The sequence below is a fragment of the Neobacillus mesonae genome (genome assembly GCF_023715155.1).
GTDB classification, from domain to species: domain Bacteria; phylum Bacillota; class Bacilli; order Bacillales; family Cytobacillaceae; genus Neobacillus; species Neobacillus mesonae_A.
On sequence record NZ_JAMBNQ010000027.1, the window covers coordinates 38,327 to 60,588 of the forward strand.

The window sequence follows — 22,262 nt, forward strand, 5'->3', positions numbered from 1 at the left end:
CATTTCTGAAAAACTATCTTAATAGAATTAAAATTTGATTTTCACCAGTACGTTTCAAAACAAAGTATCCTTGATCCGCATCAGTTGCTACGCCATCATCATTTGGCCAGCAAAAGCCATGGTTTTTACAGGTCCCATCATCCCGAACAAGGATTTGCCCAATTAAACCAACTGGTACCCATTCGGGTCTATTTATTCTTGGCTGATACTCCATATTAGGATCCCATTTTGGATTGATGACAGGCTGAATTTCTTTTGTTTCAGGCATAACTATGTTTCCATATTGGTCTTTTACCTCTGGAACGATCACTTCATGATATTTTACACGCCCCCATTCATCGGTTATAAACCTGCCGTGCCAGTTCAATCCAGCACTATTCGCCGTAAAACCTGGCTTTGAGCTTGTCACGCCAAGAATAAAATGATCCGATGAAGTTGCTTTTCTTATTAGATTCTCATCCGCGACAGTCACAAAATAACCGACATCTATAGGGGTTCCATTAACCGTTTCAAACATTTCAGCAAAGTCAGCACCGCCGCTAAAGTAATTTCCATCAATAAACATATTACCTGTTGTACCGCTTAGCTTTGCAGCTAATCCCATAGCATTGGAAGAGGTTCCATTTGCTACAAACCATGAATGGGCTTCATTCGCGGCACCAAATCTCCCCATAATATGAGAGTTACTATAGAATGTTTCTGTCCCCTGTCCTTCCGCATGAGAAGCGGAACCTGAGGCAATGGTGTCGGCCCCTTCGGCATGAGCAGCCGTTTGAAGTGCACGCGTTCCAATACCTTCGGCGTGAGAAGCAAGAGCATCAGCAATAGTATCAAAACCCTCGGCATGGGATGCATCACCATTTGCATGCGTAGAACCGCCCTCTGCATGAGAAGATATTCCCATTGCTATAGTCAGTATACCCTCGGCATGAGAACCATCATTGATTGCATCTGTATTAATCCCTTCAGAGTGAGCTCCCTGCCCTTCTGCCTGTGTGTCCTGTCCTTCGGTATGGGAAGCAATTCCTGAAGCGAAGGTATTTAACCCTTCAGCATGGGAAGCATAGTTATTGGCAGTGGTATTTGCCCCCTCGGCATGAGAACCTAAACCGGCTGTTGTGGTATCGAATCCTTCCGCATGAGAAGCATCTCCTCCAGCAATTGTTGAGTATCCTTCAGAATGGGCATTTTCGCCACCTGCAAATGAACTGCCCTCCGCATGGGAGGCTGTACCTGAAGCAAATGATTCAAATCCTTCCGCATGAGCTATATCATTAAACGCTACTGTAGAATGCCCTTCCGCGTGGGAGGCAAGAGTTGATGCGAAGCTATTAACACCCTCGGTATGGGAGGCTGTCCCTTGAGCTGTTGTTGATTGGCCTTCTGCATGGGAGAAATTTCCGCTTGCGATTGGGCCTGGATTTTGGCTAAAAATTGCCGTTCCTCCCTCCGCATGGGAAGCAATCCCGCTTGCCTGTGTTCCAACTCCTTCCGCATGGGAGCTGTTTCCGCCTGCGATTGTTGGAGCTGCAGCATTTAATAGATCAAATCCTCCTCCTTCGGCATGGGAGAACCATCCGTCAGCTGTATTATCCTGCCCTTCAGCATGGGAGGCTGTTCCATTAGCTTTAGTTCTGACTCCTTCTGCGTGGGATGCTTGCCCGTTAGCCTGCGTTCCAATTCCTTCCGAATGAGAATAATCATTATTTGCTGTAGTAAGTGCCCCTTCGGCATGGGAAGAGGTACCGTTTGCAACAGTTCCCAGCCCCTCGGTGTGTGAAGTTAACCCATTTGCTTGGCTTAGAGCTCCTTCGGCATGAGAAGAGCCCCCTAAAGCAATGGTTTGGTACCCCTCGGCATGGGAGGCGGTTCCTTCTGCACTTGTGGTCTGACCCTCTGCATGAGAAACTTCACCAGTTGCACTTGATGCCAGCCCCTCCGAATGAGAAGAATCTCCTCCTGCAAAAGTAAAACTTCCTTCAGAGTGAGAACCCCGTCCCTCTGATATGGTGGATTCACCTTCAGCATGGGAACAGTCACCAATCGCCTGGGAAAAGCATCCTTCAGCATGTCCACCTTCTCCAGATGCAATTGTGCCGTCTCCTTCAGCGTGTGAAGCTGTCCCGCTGGCCACCGTATTTACCCCTTCAGCCTCAGAACAAAGTCCACTTGCATCCCTATTGCAATTTAACCCCATTCATTTCACCTTTCCTTCCTTTTGGGTTTCTTTAAATACAATATGTTTGTTTTTCTCAATGGGTACAGATTGGTTTATAAGGGAAAGTTCAAAAAGATGGCGAGGTATAAATGTAAAATTTAAATTAAAAATTTTAGTAGAAATCTAGATTTGTTAAATGGTAAATTAATGTAAAGCAATCGTCAGCAGTTAAACCATTATCAGCAGGGGTGAAATAATGCTAACAAAGAAACAGCTAAATGAAATAAAGGATCTTCAGGAAATTTGTGAAAACGATGGTGGATTCCAGTTAAAATTAAATTTCGATTTACTTGAAAACCGGACTGCCAATTACCCGGAAGACTTCTTTCATTATGAAAGCGGAAAACTTGTTGGTTTTCTTGGCAGCTATGGGTTTGGAAATAAAATAGAGCTTTGCGGAATGGTGCACCCTGATTACCGGCGCAGAGGGATTTTTTCGAATCTGCTGAAAATAGGGTTGGAAGAAGCAAAAAAACGAAATGCCAGGACGATTTTGTTGAATGCCCCTGGAGCTTCTTCATCAGCAAACGAGTTTTTAAAAACTATCTCTTGCACATTTTCGTTTGCCGAATATCAAATGAAATGGCACCATACTGAATTAACGGAAGACGAGACCATTACCATTAGACCTTCTGTGACAGCTGAAGATGAGGAAGCAGAGATCCAACTCGACATATTGTGTTTCGGATTAACGAAAGAGGAAGCTTGTGATTTTGCTCAAATGATAAAGGAAATCAGCAGTGATCAAAGCATGATTATTGAAGCCAATGGAAAAACAGCTGGGAAAATACGAGTCTCCGAATTAAATGGGGAAGCTTGGATTTTTGGTTTTTCTGTTTTTCCGGAACTTCAGGGAAATGGAATCGGAAGAAAAGCATTATCCAAAGTAGTCAAAATGGAACAGCAAAAAGGCCTTCCGATTTTCTTAGAAGTCGAAGCCAAAAATGCCCATGCATTGAGGCTTTATGAATCTTGTGGATTTAGGAGTTATCAGGTGCAGGATTATTATTTGTATAAAATATAAAAATATTGAATGCTGGACCGACTATATGGTCCAGCTTTTTTGAACTGAATACAAAGAAATTATTGTTTCCATACAATCATTAAGAGCCTGTTAATGACAACACAAATTCCATAAATCAATGCCAATTGTGTTTTTCCAACTACTAAAAGAGCAATTACAGGTATACCAAATACAACTAATTCCAGAAATATTTGTGGAGTCATAGATAACTTAAATTTCGCTTTAGGTGATCCAAAAACACCCCATATTACTGCTATTAATATCGGGACCCCTACCCCCAGTAGAGCCTTCGTAACTTTCCCATTACCTGTATGAAACCCCCAATAGCCAAGTGCCATTAATGCACATATTTCTAATAGAAATCTAATTGCTAGGTTTATATTTTGCAGGGCCGCCATAAAAATCCCCCCCCAAAGATTTTCCTGTTAATCAATGATATGCCAGAAATATCCTTAAATCGCAACGATAAAAATACCACATATATTTCAAATTCCTGCATTATATTTATGTATTTAGAGCCACTCTCTACGATTTATAAAAATTGGCCAAATTGATAAGATTGAGTGGTGTTGGATTGTTTCATTTGTTAGCATGCACCACGGATAAAGTTGTTCAATTACTTGTTCCAATGGAAAGATTGTAGCACACCGCTCTGGTAACCTGGAGCGGTGCCTGCTATTAGATTTGAACGTATTCAGCAATTACAAAATTTCAATATACCCTTCTGTTCCATGCACGCGAATTCGTTGCCGGTCTTTTATGAGTTTTGTTGCATCTTCCACTCCAACAACTGCTGGTAAGCCATATTCACGTGCGATAACTGCTCCATGTGTCATCAGTCCACCAACTTCAGTGACTAAGCCTTTTATAGATACAAACAATGGTGTCCAGCTTGGGTCAGTAAAGGATGTGACTAAAATATCTCCTTCTTCCAGATCAGCATCTTCCATATTTAAGATGACACGTGCCCGCCCCTCTATCACTCCCGAAGAAACTGGAAGACCCACAAGAGCTTCGGCTGGGAGGTTTTCTTGTTTGTACTTACCGGTAATGATTTCACCATCAGATGTAATCACACGCGGTGGAGTCAGTTTTTCATATAATTTATAATCGTCTTTTCGCTGATTGATGATCTGGTAATTCAGCTTATTTGTGCGTACGGCTTCGCGTAATTCTTCAAATGTGAGATAGTATATATCTTCTTTTTCATGGATAATGCCCTCTTGCACGAGTTTTTCTGCTTCGTTTAGTAAAGCCTGCTTATAAACAAAGTAGCGATTAATCATGCCGTATTTTGGATATTCACGATACCCGATGAAATTCCGGATTAGATCAATCATTCGTTTTGTTTCTTTGGCCTTTTGTTCACCATCCGGTAATTGTTTCAATCGGTCTATTAACTCTTTTTCCTTTTCCAAAGCAACACGCCGCCCTTGCTCGAATTTGCGTTCGCCAGCATTGGGTTCAAAGTTTTTGACGTTACCGAGAATCACGGGAATAAGGGTAATTGGTTTTTCACTCCAACGAGTTTTCGTAATATCGATTTCTCCAGCACATCGCATTCCATATTTGTTGAGAAAAGCTATTATTGCTTCTCTAGCTTCCTGTCCACCAGCAAACTTAACCAGTTCATCCAAAAAGTGATTATCTTTAACTTGTTGTAAATAATTAATTACCTTAGGATATGGACGAATCACATCGGCAACGTCCAAAAGTGCAAGACCCATTTCCGAAGTTATATTGTTTGGTACAGATTGAGAAAGCATGTCTGCTGCGTTTTTTTCACCTAACCACTCGTTCATTTTTTCATTGATCCATGTTGAAGCATTTATAGCAGCCATAAATACAGCTGAACTTTGTGGGTCAAATAAAATCTTCTTTAATTCTTTAATATCTTCTAGAATAAAATCAAATAAATCTAATCCTGATTTGGATTTAATGTTTTGTTTTAACTCTTCAACAGATGTTTGGCTGTGCTTAATCAAATCAGAAACGATGGATGGATTGTTTTCAATTTGGGCCAGCATATCGGTATTGCCTCTCCTGGGGCCCGGTGCTTCATTATCATTTGATAACGATTTGATAAAATCTCCTCGCTCAATGATGTTCATAAGTGCGTCTTTCATAAGCGGATCGTGTTGTCCCATAGCATTTAATAATATGTTTCTACTGCCAGGTGAAGCCAGTTGTTGTGTGACATCAACAAACAGCCTTCCACCCGCTTTTCGCATGGGTGCAGGAGTCGTTAACAGGAAAAAAGACAATCCCAATGGTTTGATGGGGTCTGTCATCATTTGTTGATGACCAACAGATACGTAAACGTGATTTTCTTGATCATTCGCTTCAGGGATTGGGTATAATGTAGTGATTGGACGACTCTGGACAATAAAAAATGTATCAGCAGCCACACACCATTCGATATCTTGCGGGCAGCCAAAATAAGCTTCGACCTGTCTTCCAATTTGTGCTAACTTTAAAATTTGTTGGTCAGTAAGTGTTTGAGTATTTTGCTGGTCAGGAGCAATCTCGTGTATCTCTGTTCCTCCTTCTTTTCGGCCATAGATAGCTAGTTTTTTTGCTGCCATCCTCTTATCAACGATTTTCTGTTCCCGTACTTTGTAACAATCGGCAGTTACCAAGCCGGAGACCAGCGCTTCTCCAAGTCCAAAACCGGAATCGATGGATAGCAGCTTACGGTTAGAAGTAATCGGATCAGCAGTAAATAAAATCCCTGAACTCTGTGGGAAAACCATCCTTTGAACGATAACGGACAAATAAACCTGTCTGTGGTCAAATCTTTTTTGCATACGGTAAATTACCGCTCGATCCGTAAATAGAGAAGCCCAACATTTTTTAATATGCTGCATGATTGCTTCTTTTCCGATGATATTTAAATAGGTATCATGTTGACCAGCAAAAGAGGCATATGGTAAATCTTCAGCTGTCGCACTAGAACGCACTGCAAAAGCATGTTTATCGCCAAACTGTGAGAGATAGTGAGTTACTGCTTTCTCAACATCGGAAGGAATTTCTACCTCCATTAGGATTTGACGAATCTTCCTGCTGATTTCACCAATTTGATCTCGATTTTCTGCTTTTAGCATTGTTAGTTGATCCAACAAAGCCTGAAATGTTTCGTTTTTTTCAATGGCTTTTCGGTAACTCACTGTTGTAACACAAAATCCTTCTGGTACTTGTATTCCTTGAATTTTTGATAATTCCCCTAAATTCAACCCTTTTCCGCCAACGAGCAAAAACTGTGATTTTTCCATTTCCTGAAAACCGAGAACCAAAGAACTCATCCTGCATCACTCCTAACCACTAATGTTCTATTGATTTTAGCAGTAGTACATGAGAATAATAAGTCTATATTAACTATTTTTTAAATGCTATAATGAAAGTAGGAAGAGTTCAAAAAATAGCTAAACCCTACCATTAAGTAAGCGATGCCCCGGTTCATTCACTCAAAAGCAGCAACTCATATACCTTTTAACCCACAATTTGGTTTAGACCAGCTTTTCTGCATTTAAACTGTTAATTTTCCCTATTAAAGGAACTTGGTAATTCAAAGATCATATATATGATTACCATGATGATGTTTCATACTATTTCGAGGCCTATACTAGGTATTACAAGTAATTCGTGTAATTTTTAAAGAAGAAGAAATCGAAATCTATGATAGGTATATAACTGGCAAGTATTAAGTGTACTTACTAAATTCAGATTAAAGCATTGATGAAAAACGGGCGGCACTAGGCTGCCACCTTCATTCTTAATTCATGTATATCGATTTACTTATCAACTAATTCTTCCTCTAATTTTATTCCATAGTATTTAACTAAATATTTGTCAATCATTTCTTCTACCTCATCAGTCGAAAGTATATCTAAAATCATGGCTCCGCCAACAACATTTAGATACTTATTTGCCTGTACAAAATGATCACGTTTTATAGATACTCCTTTTTTTTGAAGCTTAATTAATGATTTTAAAATCCCTTTAGTAATATTGCGGTTAGAAGTAAAGTTACTGGAGAAAAATACCACACATCGGGCGGAAAAGTCCTTCTCACAGAAAAAGTCCGTTAACCAATATGGATTATTACGGTTTTCTTCATCATGGGTCATATATCCAACCCACCATAATCGTGAAAGAATATGTACAAATAAAGAACGTTTATTTCCATTCTTAAAGAAAAGGGCAGTATTAATCCTTTGATCTTTTTTATTTTGTAATTCACTTTTTATTCGGTAATAGATAAAGTCTCTATATTGTAAATGGGCCAATCCGGTCCAAAGCCTTTCTTGTGTGGCTTGGGAAACATTTAAATGTTTAAGTGCTTCATATATTATTTTTACATTTTCTTTATCACTTACTGCATAGTCCTCATCTAGGTTGAAAACGGGCATTTCAAATTCAATTTTTGATTCGATTACCCGGCCTTCCTCCCGAAAATAGTGATCAAACCACTCGTTATCTTGTGTATAATAATGCTCTTTGTAAGAATCATAGTTAATCCTTAAATCCATTAATGTATCATCTGAAACAAATGATAATTTCACTTTAATCCTCCATTTTATTAAGTTTTTCAATTTCTTCGAAACTAGTTCTTAATGGTTTTCTTAATACCATCTGCGCTGCTTTTAAGGCAGATAAGGAATCTGTTCCAACATCATAAATGTTAAGGCTATTCTCTGCAAAGATTTTTTCTAAAACCTGGTACCAAGTGTATTCTTCCAGATCTTCACGGCCATCTTGAATCTTTGAAAATACAAATACTAAACACGGAACAATTACCGTTGATAAAATAGTATTTTTTAATAAAGAATTCGCATTTGCTGCGTATTGATTATATTCATATTCCGGTAGTGAAATTGTTATAAAGTTGGAATGAAGATCGACTTCCATGAATTCGTTTTTGTGCGATTTAGTTACTTTTACAATCGAAGGCAGATTTAACAGCTCTAGATTATCTTCAAATAAAGTTGTTTCAATCGCATCCCCTACTGCTATCAGATTTCCCTTTTCGAATGAAATGGGTAGATCCTTAAACCAATCATTTAACAGATCATTTTCATAATTTACTATTTTATCTTTCGCAATGATAAATGAATGAATCAAAATTTTGCCTCTAAGCATATTAGTTGGAATAGAGATATCTAAGGTCTTCTTATTCGTTTGGTAGACGTTGCGAAAACTAGTCTGACCACATTCAATATGAACTAAATATACCCCTAATTGATTTTCAATTAAATTAAGAATACCTTTATTATTTAAATCAAACTCAGCATGGATTTTCACTTCACCAAAAGATTCATGAACCTGTATCTTTGTTTTAAAATAAGAATTCGAATAATCATCATTATTCATATATAAAACAGGGTATGGATAGGAATTATTAATCTTCATACAATTCCACCTCCATGACACAATAATCTGTATAATCGATATCAATATTTAATAAAAAACTTTTATTCTTCTTAAGTGAGTTTATGTAAACTGTATTACTGCTCAATTTCTCAACCGTAACATTTATATCATCCGTTGATGCGGTTTTAATTGGTAAATCATAATCACTTTGTTCACCAACGACGCTAAAGACTAATCGTCCTCTTGATATTGTTTTTTCTGGTACTATATTAAACTTGTATCTTCCCTTATTTTTATCCACACAAACATACCTTTGCTTAATCTGTATAGGGTTCTTACTTGGTTTTCGCTCCCTGCGATTTCCTTTATCCTCTGTTTCGCTTTCGTCCAAGGCATTATTTCCACCATGAGTTGACGCCCCTGACCCTTCTGTTCCACCTTCTGTGTGTTTCCCTGAGCCATTCCCATTTTGGTCACCATCCGGTGTAATTCCGAATTCACCAACTAATTGCTGCTCAAAATCTTTCGTATCCTTTCCTTTTTTTCTGGCAGACTTAGCGTTTTCTTTCTCCTTTTGCTTCGTAATTATTTCTTTTATCGTAGAATTTAGAGACTCAGTCTTGCTAACAGAGGAAGAGCTGTTTAAATCTTTATTTGGTAAAAAGTCACTTAAACCCACAGCATCCATCTCATCTGTTATTTTCTCTTGGAATATATTCTTAACAGTATCTCTGATGAATTTTCTCAAATCTGCATATACTTTATTTGCTAATTTACGGTCTTGCTCATACCTATCTGGTTCCCATTCATTATGAGCAGGATTTTCCATTTGTTTAAAAATATTATTCATTTCTGTACCCGTAATAATCAATAGACCCGTAAAAGATATACTGCCGCTAATATTCTTCTGTTCAAATATTCGCATCCCAGTTTTTCTCGTCATTAAAACTCTTCTATTCAAATCCTCTCCATTAAGTAAATATAATTCGGCTTCCCCTTCTTGGAATTCAACTCCCTTTTTATATTTCTTTGCAGGATAAGGAATCTTAATGGTTTTATTTGAAACTAATAAACTGAAATAATTTTTTAACTTTTGATTTTCATCATTACTTTCCAGCTCATAAATCAGCTGTTCAATATTATCACTATTTATTTCAAAGTTATTAATTTTTACCACTAACTTGCCCTTATAAACAGTAATAAAAAAGTTAAATAATACAGATTTTATTATTTCTATCTTCCAATCTTCTTTTGGCTCGAAGGCCGAAACATAGATATCTGTACCGGTTTCATTTCTTTGAAATTCCTCATCTAGCTGCAATAGACCTGGTATGGCGGAAGAAATACTATTGTGGGTGTAATAACCGTTTCCTAAAGTGATTTGGTTATCACTTTTTTTGAATGACATAATATTTGCTACGCCTATATGAGATTTATATCCTGTGATATCGAAGGATGAGTAAAATAACGTTCTGATGTTGGAATTTAAGAATGGGGCAGATTTCCCAATCCCAAAGCTTCCACCAGAATCCTCTTCCTTGTTGGATGATCCAGCTTCTTTGATTAACGAAGACCATGGCGAACCAAGTTCACCATCCTTTGCTCCTTCTAAGCCCTTGGTATTAAAATCACTAATTCTTAAAAACTTTATTTCTTCGCTTTTTAGGATGGAAAGAGCTTGTTGTATATACTCTTCACTCTTTTTGTTGTGCCCCTCCCATGTTTTCTTGCACAGATTATAAACTTCTATTAATTCGTTTTTGCTTGGTAAATTATTGACTGGAATAGAAAAGCTGCTAAACTCAACAACAACGGGTTTACTCCTATCCTTCACTGCATCCAATGAGTTTTGGCAAATTTCTCTCGTTAAAGAATCTAACGCATTTCCTCTAAACGTTTCCAAGCCGGCGTTATTGATTGAATTGATCATTCCCCCAACTGCTGCTGGAAAATTCCAATAGGTATTCATTCTTTGTCCCCCAATATTAAGCTTAAAAAGTTAGGTATATATGATTATATATTTTAATAAAACAGTACTTTATACATATTATATCATCCAACAATTTACAACTTATATTTGATGACTTTCGAAAATATAAAACATTCTATATTTATATATTTTTAAAAAATCCTCGATCCAATTTGGGTCGAGGATTTTTTGCTACTATAGTAAAAAGCAACATGGGTATTTCTAATGATTATCCAACTAAATGTATAAATATGTTATTTAAATATTATACTTCTTCAATCATCCCCAAGATCTCTTTAAACACCATCGAAGGATTAGTCTCCAAAAGCTTAATATCCAAACTTTTATTAGAGAATGAATTTTCAATCTCCAGGGTGTTTTTAGAATGATCTATTTGAATATCCAGGTTTTTTAAGTTTAAGTACGTGATATTACTAGCATAATCTAATTCTTTTTCATCCAAGTGTACTTTAATTTGGTTTGAAATCCGCCGCAGCATTCTCCATAATGTAACTTCTTCTCCAGATTTCATAAAAAGCTCAGGAAGCTCATTAGAATACTTAAGTGTATTTAATGTACTCATGACATATACACTAATACCATACTGAACGGGCCGAATAACATGATCCAAAGATTCCCATGGCTTCACCTTAAAATAAGCATATTCTTGGGTATTATCCATGTTAATGGAATGAATTTCGAATCCCTTTAAAATTTGCACTTCTTCTATTTGACTATAATAATAAACACCATTAAATTCATTAGAAACCTCTTTTGAAAGATACAATGCAATATATTTTGCTTCCTGCCATCCTTTTTTCAACTTCTTAATTGGTATTGCAAAAAAGCGTTCGTTTTTATATGCACGATATTCTTCGGTGGTCCGAACATTTGCCACCATTACCTTATCATCTAAGGAAGACATCCATTCCTCTTTTGTTCCTTTTGGCAATATGCCCTCTTCCTGTATTTCTTCAGGGCTTTTTTCTATCAGATTTTCAATAAATTGTTCCACTAGCCTAGTTGTATTTGGTAAAAAGGGCAGACCGCCAATGTTTACCTTATTAATACTTTTATAAAAAGAATGATTTACATACTCGTCCTCATAAAACCCCGGAAAAAGAACATAAGCTCCAAACGCTTCTCTTTCATATAAACCGCCATGCTTTGCCACCAAAGCATCTCGATATCTGTGCATGGTATTTATATCTTCCTCCAGTGGTCCAGGCATATGATATTGCTTACCATAGTCACTGCCTTCAACCGCAAAATCGATCCGATATTTAGCATCAAAAATATAATTATAAGAATACTCCTTGCCCTTTTTCTCAATACTAAGAATTGTATCTGGCTTTTGGGCAACTGTTGGTAATGAACGATCGATTCGCTGGAAATGAAGAATAATCTTTTCATTAGTTATTGGGTGCTTAAACTCTCTCATAGCCGATTTTGATGTATCAAGATTGACAAAAAGACCATCGTAATTAACCTTAACTATATCTTGAGAAATTGGAATATATTTCTTTCCTAAAATTTGGCCAAGCTTTATAAATGTCCAATATTCATATAATACAGCTACATCCTTAATAGACATTTGATAAAATCGTCCATTCAATACCAATCCTCTTGATACAATTAAATAAATTTGAAAAGCATCTCGATAACCCGGTGCCATTTGAATAACTAAACTCATAACGGAACGATCCAAAACTCCTATTTCACGCCAAAAGGGACTTTGAATTTTATTTTGTAATTGATTTTTCATACCGGTAATTTTATTTAGTAACCATCCATCCAACTGCCGCTCATAAGGCCCCCGGGAAACCGTTAATTTCTTATATAAATCCTCAAGCTTTAAAATCAGCCTATTTATCATCCACTTTACAAACCTATTTTCTAAAGTATCAAAGGTTAATTTTTTCTTTATACTCATTCCTTTTGTTGGCATAACAATTTTATTGTTAATAGGAATTCCATTATTTACTTCTTGGAACAACTGAGGTCGTTTTCTTAAGTAGTTCCGCCCGAATGAATCCACCCTTCTTATCTGGTCCCCTCTTACTTTTTGATGAATGGTTTTTAATTCATGAAAAGGATGTGTTTCAATGCGGGTAATTGCCTTTATAAATCTTGCAAAGTGAACATCTAAAATACGATAAAATTCGGCCCATGATGGTTTCTCACTCGCAGCAGTTGAAGTACTCAAAAATGTTCTCTTTACAAAATGGTAAGCAAGATTATAAACCTCTTCGTTTACTTCGTTCAGCAGGCGCTTGTAATCCTCTTTGTAATCTAACTTTGATGGAAAAATTTCAATTGTTACTGAAAGTACCATTCGATTTCCATCGTAAATCTCAAAAGTAGAGAGTCCAACCTCATTTGGAAAACGAAGATTCCCCATTAACAGCGTATTAGCTCCCGTCCCGACTATCCCTACAGCCCCTCGCAAACTGGGATTTTCATGATGAAACGAAAGTGACCTTCCTTTTTTTGAAGTAATAACGAGTTGGTACACACCATTTTCAAAGAAGATTGGTCTATGTTTTTGATATGGGGCTAATATTCCTATATTAACATCATAAATTAAGGCACTTTCAACACCAATGCCCTGGTAATAAAACTTCATCCAATCTTCATTTTTCATTTTACGGTATGCTTTTAAGCTTTCATATCGTTCATGGAATGGCTTACCTTTTATATACAAACTTAGTTCAGAGGTTTCAATTACTACTAGTTCAACATCTTCAACCGCCGATCCAGAAGGAAGTGAACCCATCGACATTGTACCTCCTAATCATTTCAGCTAACTTTTTTGCACTTTTTGGATAGCCGCTGCTTTGAATATCCTTATCCAAATCATCCAAATTCTTTTCGTTTACCTTATTCCCTGTACAATATGTAAATAGTTCTTTTAAGACATTTAGAACTCTGTAATCACTTCCAGATATTCGAGGAAGTACCTTTTGAAGTATTTGAAAATCAAAAGCTTCTTTGTTAGTTAGTAATCCACCGTTTTCGTTATAAATCATATAAAAACAAAGTTCATCCCTAACCCTATATCCAACTTGAGCTCCTATCTTTTCTAAAATTAAATTTATTTTTTCTAATTCACTTGAAACATTTCGGACAATATCCATATTTTCATGGTAGGCTTCTTTTAAATGTAAAAAGCGCCCCATGATATCAGAATTATTTAAAATTATGGGATCCACCATTTCATTATCTTCTAAAAAGGAAAAATTATCTAAAGCTACGCGATTAAATTCAATCGTATTTGCACGATCAAGAACTTTTTTACTGTAAGGAAAAGTGGTTTCATCCATATTTACCGTTCCAATAATATATACATTTTCCGGAATGCCAAGACTTTGACCCATAGTTTCTTCTGGTAAAACTGAATGTGTCACAAGTTCACCGTTTTGCCATTCACGGCTTTCCATGACACTTAAAAAATCACTAAAATAATATTCTACTCTTGCCAAATTCATTTCATCTAATAACACAAAATACGGTTTTGAAGGATTTAAATGAGCTTTTTTCAAAACTTTTGTTAATGGTCCAGCAATAAATTCACCTTTAATGTCCCGATATCCCAAAAGATCCGAGCCATCACTCCAATCTGGCCTTATAGGTATTAGATTGAATTGCCCATTATCTTTCCTTGCTCCCAAGCTCTCGGCAAACCATTTAACCATCATCGTTTTACCCGTTCCAGAAATACCTGAAATAATGACAAAAGGTTTTGTTCTTAAAGATAGATAAAGGTTAATAATTTCATCCTTTTCATAATAAAAACCTTTGTTGGCTATGTATTTATCTATATGTGAGATTATTTCTAAAGAATTATATTTCCTGGGCTGCGGTTCACTCATACCTATTAAATTCCACTCCTGATCCACCAATTCTGTTTCTTTAAACCAACCTAAAATATTCCTTGTTCTGTATTCGGCGACGGATTTTACCATTTGATTTTCGCCTTTAGAGTTCTTAACAAGGAGCATACCGATTTCAGATAGAATAGATAGTTTTAGTGATTTTGGTTCTCCATCCAGTATTGGAAGTAAATCAAATATTACAGATAAATAAGGACTTTGTTTTATTTTATTAGATAAAAAATTATGTTTATTTGTTGAATTCATGTATTCAATAATAACTGGATCTTGCACTAAATATTCCTCGGATAAAAAACCAAGAATTTTTAATCCCTGCCTGGCTCGAAGTTTTAATCTTTTGGCAGTATCATCAGAATATTTTTGTGAAATTGTTCGTGGATCTAAATGTTCGTGAATTATTTCATTCAAAATGCCAAGAGTTTGTTCCAAGCTTGCCTCAGGCAGCTGGTCAGTCGTAAACTCTTTCAATTTAATCGATAAATTATTTTCTTTTTCAATTACCTCTACAAAGGGGAATTTGCTAAAGAAAGCCATCACAAATGATGATCTTCCCTGAGTTTTTTTAAAATCATTTGCTGCTGATTTTATTGAGATAAATTCATTCCATGCTTCAAGGAGGAAATCAAAAGAAATAAGATCATATGAATGGTTTCTTTCTCCTTTTTTATATTTTTCTCTAGAGTCTATGGTTTCAACTTGTAAACCCTCATCATCAACTTTAGTTATCCAATTAGATTTTTTTGATTTAAGTGTTTGGACTTCATCATAATACTTTGCAGCCTTATAAAAGAGATGCTTAAATAACTTTTCATTGCCGCTTTCGGTCATATGTAATAAATCTTCCATGCATGCATATTTAATTGGATTTCCTGACCCTTTGTGAATATTACCTACATCTAGATCTAACAGCCTTGAACGGAGAGATTCTTCCGCTAATTTCCCTTTCAATATAAAACGACCGATATTTTCAGGATGTAGATCCTCCTCATAACCAGTTAGCTCATAGACTTCTTTAATTCTGTTGTTGTATACAGCACAATAGTATTTGTAATCCGTAGAATGTAATCTGCTTTCACCTATTTTCCAGCTAACACTTGTTGCATGATACAGATCTTCTGCTGACATACCTTCTTTATAAGACTGTCCTATTTTTATCAGTATGGTATCCAATTTTGTCATGTAACTTTATCCCCTTAATACTCTATTTCAGGTTTATTTTACCATTAGTAAGGGATTATATTTAAACATTCCTATGGAAAAAGGTAATAGTTATTTTAAATACCGTGGAATTCTTATCTAAAACTCAAAAGAAATTAATGTTTTAGGAAACATTCGAAACTAATTCCATATCGTTAATGACAGCTATCATCACCCCATTAAGTTTTAAAAATATGTAGATGAATTTCCATTTTATTTACCTAAATTTTCCTATAAAGTAAGTCCTCTCATCATCAGACCGTGTTCAAATCAACCTGTAATAGCTCTTCCAGAATGAGTTGATTTCCTTGATTCTTTTGTGCTAGGCTTGGGTTTCCATGATACGAATCAATTTCTTCTAAGTTCAGCAACGATTCATTCACCCAGTTTATCAGAATCCCAACCACATAGCTAAAGCACCTCTTGCTATTGGCAAAGGCAATATTCATCGCTTTTAAAATTACCTCTTTCGGCTGTAGAAAGCTAGAATCATTTATCCAGGATAACAGCAGCTGTTTTGCATTCACGTTTGTAACATCAAATCCATTTGAGTCCCAATACTCAATAATTTCTTTATTCTCTTCCATACTTTGATGACGTTGTGATAGATTTTCTATCTCTCGAGGATTCTCTCGATTGGGTTGGAAAGCTTTTTGTTGTTGTTTTTGTTGTTGTTTTTGTTTTTGTTTTTCTTTTTCTTTTTGTTTTTCTTTTTGCCCCCCTATCGTATAACGAGGAAGCAACGTATCGTCAATTTCTCCATATTCAGTATTATATGTATTGATTTCATCTTGTTCTCTCCTATCATGGTCGAAACCATTTTCTTCTCGTACACAAAAAGATTCGAAGAGGGTGCGAATTTCCTGTTTCTGAATGGATTCCGCAACATATTGAATAAGCGAGGGATCCTCGACCTCTTTTAATTCGGAATATATACAATCCATGACGGGTTTACCGCTCCTATTTAGGTTATCTTTCCCCCAATTTTTAATAGCAAGTTCTCTTGTTTCAGGATTATATCGTATCAACTTATAGTGTAGAGTAAATCGCTCCATTAAAGAATGAACACTCTCAATCGAATAGCCCAAATCAAAGGCCATTTGTTTTTTCGTAATCTTATAGATTCCAATTTGAGTCGTATTTGGGTTCGTCAAAAGATAAAGATAAAAATATTTATCCTCCGGGCTCATCTCTTCTGAAATAATGGGATTGTTCCAAAAATTTGTATGCACTATGCGATACTTTGCCATCCTAAATCGAGTCCCTTCTTCTATTAAATAATTCCATCCATAGTATATATAATTATTTTGGGGAGAAAAGGACAGCTCTTTTTTCACAGAGATGTGAACATTTAACTTTTTTCCAAAAACGGGAAATAGGCCCCCCTTTTCTTTTTCCATTTACATTCTCTTCAACCATGCACTAAGCACCAACATCCAGAGAGTAAAAATGTCTTTAATCGCCGGTTTAAAGCAAGTAAACCAAACAATTTTGGGTTACGGATCATCAATTCCAAACAATGAGGGCTGGGTGTATTTAGTCGAGCATAATGAACTTATATTCCCATAAATTAGCAGGGAGGCCTTGGACAAAACCAAAATAAATAAGCTCAGTGATTAATCACCGAGCATTTCTCATTTTCACTACTTTGCAATGATATCTTCGTATTTATCCGATTTCCTTTTAAACAGAGCAACGGCATATGAACAAACTGGGACGATTTTTTTACCTTCTTTTTTCATCTCGGCTGCTAAATGGTCCACCAATTGCTCAGCTACTCCCTGGCCTCTTAAACTAGAATCGACAAAGGTATGTGTTAATTTAACTTTATCTTCTCCGGAAGGTTCATAAGTAACTTCAGCCAGAAGCTTACCAGAGTCATCATTTTTATAAAAACGAGTTCCTTCTTTTTCAAATTCCACTTTTACCCGCTTCTTTCTTTTAAGTTCTTGTTGATAAAACAACTAAGTTTCTTAACGGTGTTGTTTCGAATTATTCGTACCAACATGATCATTTTCGGAATCACCAGTTCCATTTTTACTTTTGCTATCAGGTGCAAAGACTTGATTATCTTTTGTCACTTTGGCTCCCTCTAAAAAATTATCCTTTGTCTTCACTTTTCATACCTCCTGAGTTTCTTAGTCATTTATGCAATAAACACAAGATGTCTTCTATTCACTTACCTGTTTCCCGTCATCTCCTATAATTGTCTCTCCAATTTTGGGTTTCGTGGTTGGTTTGGATTTCTTTACATCCATTTCAAATCCTGCTATAGTCGTTCCTGTTGACATTAAAGGCTGTTCCATATGTTCATCATTATTTTCATTTTTTTGCATTTTATCTCCCCTTTCTAACCTTCCTATTATCTGTTAAAAAGATTGGAATCATACAACGCCATAAGGAACGCATACAATACCTTCAAGATATCATTATGATTAAACTGCAGCTCCAACAACAATAACAATAACAATAATCAAAACGGTTAACAGTAACGGAATAAGTAATCACATTCCGTTCAATGAAAATCCAATCTTGTATAGGAAATTTCAAGATTTCAACTCGATGCTTCTACCATACGAAGTATCTGGTGAAATGAAAAGAAGCGTATCAAACGAACAATACGCTTCTTCGGAGGTATCCCAATCCGCAGGAGGTGCAATACTGCTTTACGGGCTTTGGCTGGAGTGAGAGATCTCTGCTCTCACTAATAAAATATGCATAGAGAATAAAAAAGATTGGACAAGTGTTAATTATTTCAAAAAATTATTTTGATAAAACATAAAAACTAACTGTTCTTAATTTATTTAAGAATAAATATTGTACCTTGATACAGTCGTTTTTCTGCTTTGCCATTTACTTGAAGTGTATACGATTTTACCGGTTCACAGTCTCGTTTTTTAAACACAGCTCACTATCATTAAATTTCAATCTCCAATTTTACGATTGTTACCCTTCAAGTACAACCAATTCTCCCAAGTTTAAGTGGTCTATTTTACAATTTGCATTTATTCCATTTAATGACCCAAGTACCTAACTAACCTCATATCTATCATATATGTTTATAGAAAAAGGGAAGCTGGTTATTTTAAACCAACTCCCCTTCAGTGTTATCTATTAACAACAATTACTTTCATTGCCTACTAATACAATGGCATTAGCCTCTTGATTGAAATCAAGCGTAAGATCTTCCGTAAAAGGCTCAACATCTGGATCAATGGAGACTGTTATTTCATTGATGGTTAATACTATATCCCTTTCATCCGGCCCTTCCAGAGCCAGTCCAACATTTGGCCCTCCTCAGCCATAGCCTGCAAAATAAATACGAATATTATTGGTCTCGTGTTCTAGAAACATTTGCTTCAAGATATCACGAGCTTGATCTGTGATATACATTTGTCCACACCTTTCAAGAAATATACTCCATTATATCATTTGATTTTAACATATAGGTATTTACCTCCTCATTCGTTACTGAATTATCCTAATCTGATCACAGTTTTAATGAAAAACTTGTTGGATAAAAAATGCTCATTTTTTTCATTAATAGGTCAGAAGTTGTTCATAAAATATAATCTCAGCTTCTTTCCATTCCTTTACGGCAATAGACTTCAACCCTCCTGTATCCCTGCACTTTTTAAAAACCTTCTATCAGACAAAGCCCCTTTCCAATAAAAATGTTCAATCTTATTTGGCTAAACGGTTATCTCAAGTGGATTTCATCCATAATATGGTATAATCATATAATGTTTAGTCATCAAAAGGAGGAAAATCATGCCTGTACAAGTACAAAAAGGTGCTAGACTGGATATCACCAAAAACCAATCAAATAGGACTAATTTAAACGTTGAGATTGTTTGGGAAACTACTGAACCACTTGATATTGATTCATCTATTTTTATGGTTGGCTCGGATGGGAAATGTTTGAATGATGAATCCATCATTTTTTATGGTAATCCTATATCGGCAGATGGGTCTATTCAACATGCTGTTTCTAAACATCCAACAAAAAACAGTGAACAGTTTCAGATTGATTTAAAAAAGGTTTCACCCGTTACAGATAAACTCGTTATAACATTAACGATTTATAATGGTGATAAAGTTGGACAAGACTTTTCAAAAATGAAAAATGCTTATGTCAGAATAATGGATACGGACGCACAGCAAGAGATCCTGCTATATCCGTTAGGTTCGTATAGTATGGAGAACACTTTAATTCTTGCGGAAATTTACAAAAAAAATGGAGAGTGGAAATTTTCTACTAATACGGGTGGTTTCACTGGCGGACTTGCAGCCCTTTGCCATCATTTCGGACTTGAAGTAAAGGATGAAGCTGCCTCAAGTGAGCAAATTCAAAGTACTCCTACACCACCTGTTGAAGAAAAGGCTTTGCCTTCACCACCACAGCAAGCTGCCATTAAGCTGGAAAAGGTCACCTTAAAAAAACCCGGTGATTCCATTTCACTGAGGAAGACAGGGAAAATTGAAAATATTCATGTTAAATTAAATTGGACTAAAGGAGTTGATTTAGACCTACATGCTTTTTACATCACGAAGAAAGGAAAATTTGGGCACATCTTTTTTGCGAATAAAGGAAAATTAACAAATTCCCCTTATATCGCACTCGATAAGGATTCAGGTGTTGGGAATTCTGCTGGGAACAATGAAGAAAATCTAATCATCAAAACACTTGAGGACGTTGATAAAATTATTATTGCTACAAATATTTTTCGTTTTTTAGGCTTTCTGAAAAAGGAAGATAATTTTGCAAAATATGATGGAAGAGTTCTAATCAAAACGAACAACGGAGATGATATTGAAGTACCTCTTACCTCCACAACGCCAGGACGGTGGTGTATCATCACAAAAATTGATAATTCTACCCCATCTGACCCGAGAGTGATTAATATCAATCATGTTCAATCATCTGAACCTACCGTCAATAATCTATAAAAAGTACCAGGAACAACCTGGTACTTTTTCAACCTACCCCACTTCAATCGTTGTTTTAGCTGTTCCTGCTTTAGAGCTTACCCTTGAAGTTTTACACGGACACTTCTTCGTTTTTTTCCATCCTTCTCATCCTCAGCCGGTTTTTTCTTGATGAAAAACGATAGGATCAATCCAAGTAAGGAAAGGATGGAAACCACCATAAAGGCGATATTCGCCCCGTGTATATCTGGAAAAGCTATATCTGACCGCTGTTTTGCCGCCTCTGCTGTGGTTGTCATAACTGTGACAAGAATAGCAGTCCCTACAGATGCCGCGATCATTTTCATGGTATTATCCATGGCAGCCCCATGGGGAATTAACCGTTTTGGCAGCTGATTCAGAGCTGCTGTTGCGACAGGCATCATGACCATCGAAAGGCCAAACATTCTAATCCCGTACAAAACGGTTATATATGTCATTGTTGTTAACGGGCTTAATGTAGTAAATGCAAATGAAGAAGCTGTCATAACCGTTAAGCCGGCAATCACGAGCCATCTTGCACCAATTTTATCAAAAATTCTCCCAACGATGGGAGACATGAACCCGCTAATCAGTGCACCAGGCAATAAAGCAAGCCCTGCCTCAAAGGCCGTAAATTCCCTCATTCGCTGCATAAAGAGAGGAATGATTGTTTCTGCTCCAATTAACCCCATAAAGCCAATCATGCCTATGATAATGGCGAATGGAAAAATGGAAAACGTGAAAACACGGAATTCCAGCATAGGAGTTTTTATCCGCAATTGCCGGAAAATAAATAGGAGCAAGGATATGCTGCCAATCGCGAGCGAAAAAAGGGTTGCTGCGTGGGACCAGCCGTAATTTCCAGCACAGGTAAATCCGTAAAGAAGACCGCCAAAACCTATTGATGATAACAGGATAGAAGGTACATCCACTTTGGGTCTAGAAATCTCTGTGACATTTTTCAAGTAAAGGAATGCGACTAATATATCGACAAGAGCAATAGGTAATATAATAAAAAATAATACTCTCCATGAAAAATGAGATGTGACCCAGCCAGATAGTGCCGGTCCGATGGCCGGTGCGAAGGAAATCACAAGCCCAACGAGCCCCATTGCGGCACCGCGCTTATTGACCGGGAAGATGAGCAAAAAGACGGTCGTCATTAACGGCAGCATCACCCCTGCACCAATAGACTGAATGATTCGCCCTAAAAGGAGAATTTCAAAATTTGGTGCGATTCCCCCGACAACGGTTCCTGCGGCAAAAATACTCATCGCTGAGATAAATAATTGTCTTGTTGTAAAACGTTCTAATAAGAAAGCACTGATGGGAATCATAATTCCATTCATCAGCATAAAGACAGTCGTCAGCCATTGAGCACTATTTGCGGTTATTTTCATTTCATCCATAATCGGTGGAATGGCTGTAATCATCAATGTTTGATTCAAAATGGCAATAAAAGCTCCTGCCAGCAAAAGCCCCACAATCATCGACTGCTTGTTGCCCAAGTTCTCCATCCATCCAACTCCTTAGCCACAAATTTAAAATTACTGTTATAGATTACCTTGCCTTCTAGATAAATTCCAATGATACGCTTCAGATGAGGATTTAGCATTCTTTTAAAATTGATCATTTCTTTTC

The 22,262-nt window shown here is 36.5% G+C and carries 15 protein-coding genes; 2 read left to right on the forward strand and 13 right to left on the reverse strand.

Annotation, left to right across the window (positions count from 1 at the left end; translation table 11 throughout):
• Positions 1-13: 13 nt before the first annotated feature.
• The gene (locus M3183_RS18895; protein WP_251472114.1) at positions 14-2,197 is read right to left on the reverse strand and encodes a peptidase G2 autoproteolytic cleavage domain-containing protein; all 2,184 of its coding nucleotides are present in this window, start codon (positions 2,195-2,197) and stop codon (positions 14-16) included.
• Positions 2,198-2,414: 217 nt separating this feature from the next.
• On the opposite strand from M3183_RS18895, the gene M3183_RS18900 reads away from it, so the two are divergent.
• Positions 2,415-3,242 (forward strand): GNAT family N-acetyltransferase, encoded by an 828-nt coding sequence (locus M3183_RS18900; RefSeq protein ID WP_251472115.1) that lies wholly within the window; start codon positions 2,415-2,417, stop codon positions 3,240-3,242.
• 59 nt (positions 3,243-3,301) lie between these two features.
• On the opposite strand, the gene M3183_RS18905 is transcribed toward M3183_RS18900, so the two are convergent.
• The 11 genes from M3183_RS18905 to M3183_RS18955 form a co-directional block, all read right to left on the reverse strand.
• Positions 3,302-3,640 (reverse strand): YrdB family protein, encoded by a 339-nt coding sequence (locus M3183_RS18905; RefSeq protein WP_251472116.1) that lies wholly within the window; start codon positions 3,638-3,640, stop codon positions 3,302-3,304.
• Positions 3,641-3,943: 303 nt separating this feature from the next.
• On the reverse strand, positions 3,944-6,544 hold the full coding sequence (gene ppsA, locus M3183_RS18910) for a phosphoenolpyruvate synthase (protein WP_251472117.1): 2,601 nt from the start codon (positions 6,542-6,544) through the stop codon (positions 3,944-3,946).
• A 489-nt stretch (positions 6,545-7,033) separates the two neighbouring features.
• Positions 7,034-7,804, reverse strand: a complete 771-nt coding sequence (locus M3183_RS18915; RefSeq protein ID WP_251472118.1) for a DUF6339 family protein — start codon at positions 7,802-7,804, stop codon at positions 7,034-7,036.
• A 1-nt stretch (position 7,805) separates the two neighbouring features.
• Positions 7,806-8,651, reverse strand: a complete 846-nt coding sequence (locus M3183_RS18920; RefSeq protein ID WP_251472119.1) for a hypothetical protein — start codon at positions 8,649-8,651, stop codon at positions 7,806-7,808.
• The gene (locus M3183_RS18925; protein ID WP_251472120.1) at positions 8,641-10,581 is read right to left on the reverse strand and encodes a hypothetical protein; all 1,941 of its coding nucleotides are present in this window, start codon (positions 10,579-10,581) and stop codon (positions 8,641-8,643) included. Before M3183_RS18925 ends, M3183_RS18920 begins: the two co-directional genes overlap by 11 nt.
• Positions 10,582-10,846: 265 nt before the next feature.
• Positions 10,847-13,357: a restriction endonuclease-like protein gene (locus M3183_RS18930; RefSeq protein ID WP_251472141.1), complete on the reverse strand. Its 2,511-nt coding sequence runs from the start codon at positions 13,355-13,357 to the stop codon at positions 10,847-10,849.
• Positions 13,326-15,653, reverse strand: a complete 2,328-nt coding sequence (locus tag M3183_RS18935) for an AAA family ATPase (RefSeq protein ID WP_251472121.1) — start codon at positions 15,651-15,653, stop codon at positions 13,326-13,328. Before M3183_RS18935 ends, M3183_RS18930 begins: the two co-directional genes overlap by 32 nt.
• Before the next feature lie 272 nt (positions 15,654-15,925).
• Positions 15,926-16,921, reverse strand: coding sequence for a DnaD domain protein (locus M3183_RS18940; RefSeq protein ID WP_251472142.1), 996 nt, complete (start codon positions 16,919-16,921; stop codon positions 15,926-15,928).
• Positions 16,922-17,314: 393 nt separating this feature from the next.
• Complete coding sequence (locus tag M3183_RS18945; protein WP_251472122.1) at positions 17,315-17,593, reverse strand: GNAT family N-acetyltransferase; 279 nt, start codon at positions 17,591-17,593, stop codon at positions 17,315-17,317.
• Between the two features lie 51 nt (positions 17,594-17,644).
• Positions 17,645-17,788 carry a hypothetical protein gene (locus tag M3183_RS18950; RefSeq protein WP_251472123.1) on the reverse strand — a complete coding sequence of 48 codons (144 nt, stop codon included), beginning with the start codon at positions 17,786-17,788 and terminating at the stop codon, positions 17,645-17,647.
• Between the two features lie 54 nt (positions 17,789-17,842).
• Positions 17,843-18,007, reverse strand: coding sequence for a hypothetical protein (locus M3183_RS18955; protein ID WP_251472124.1), 165 nt, complete (start codon positions 18,005-18,007; stop codon positions 17,843-17,845).
• A gap of 1,435 nt (positions 18,008-19,442) precedes the next feature.
• Here M3183_RS18955 and M3183_RS18960 point away from each other — a divergent pair.
• Positions 19,443-20,621, forward strand: a complete 1,179-nt coding sequence (locus tag M3183_RS18960; protein WP_251472125.1) for a TerD family protein — start codon at positions 19,443-19,445, stop codon at positions 20,619-20,621.
• A 77-nt stretch (positions 20,622-20,698) separates the two neighbouring features.
• Here M3183_RS18960 and M3183_RS18965 read toward each other — a convergent pair whose 3' ends face one another.
• Positions 20,699-22,138: a DHA2 family efflux MFS transporter permease subunit gene (locus M3183_RS18965; protein WP_251472126.1), complete on the reverse strand. Its 1,440-nt coding sequence runs from the start codon at positions 22,136-22,138 to the stop codon at positions 20,699-20,701.
• Positions 22,139-22,262 lie beyond the last annotated feature (124 nt).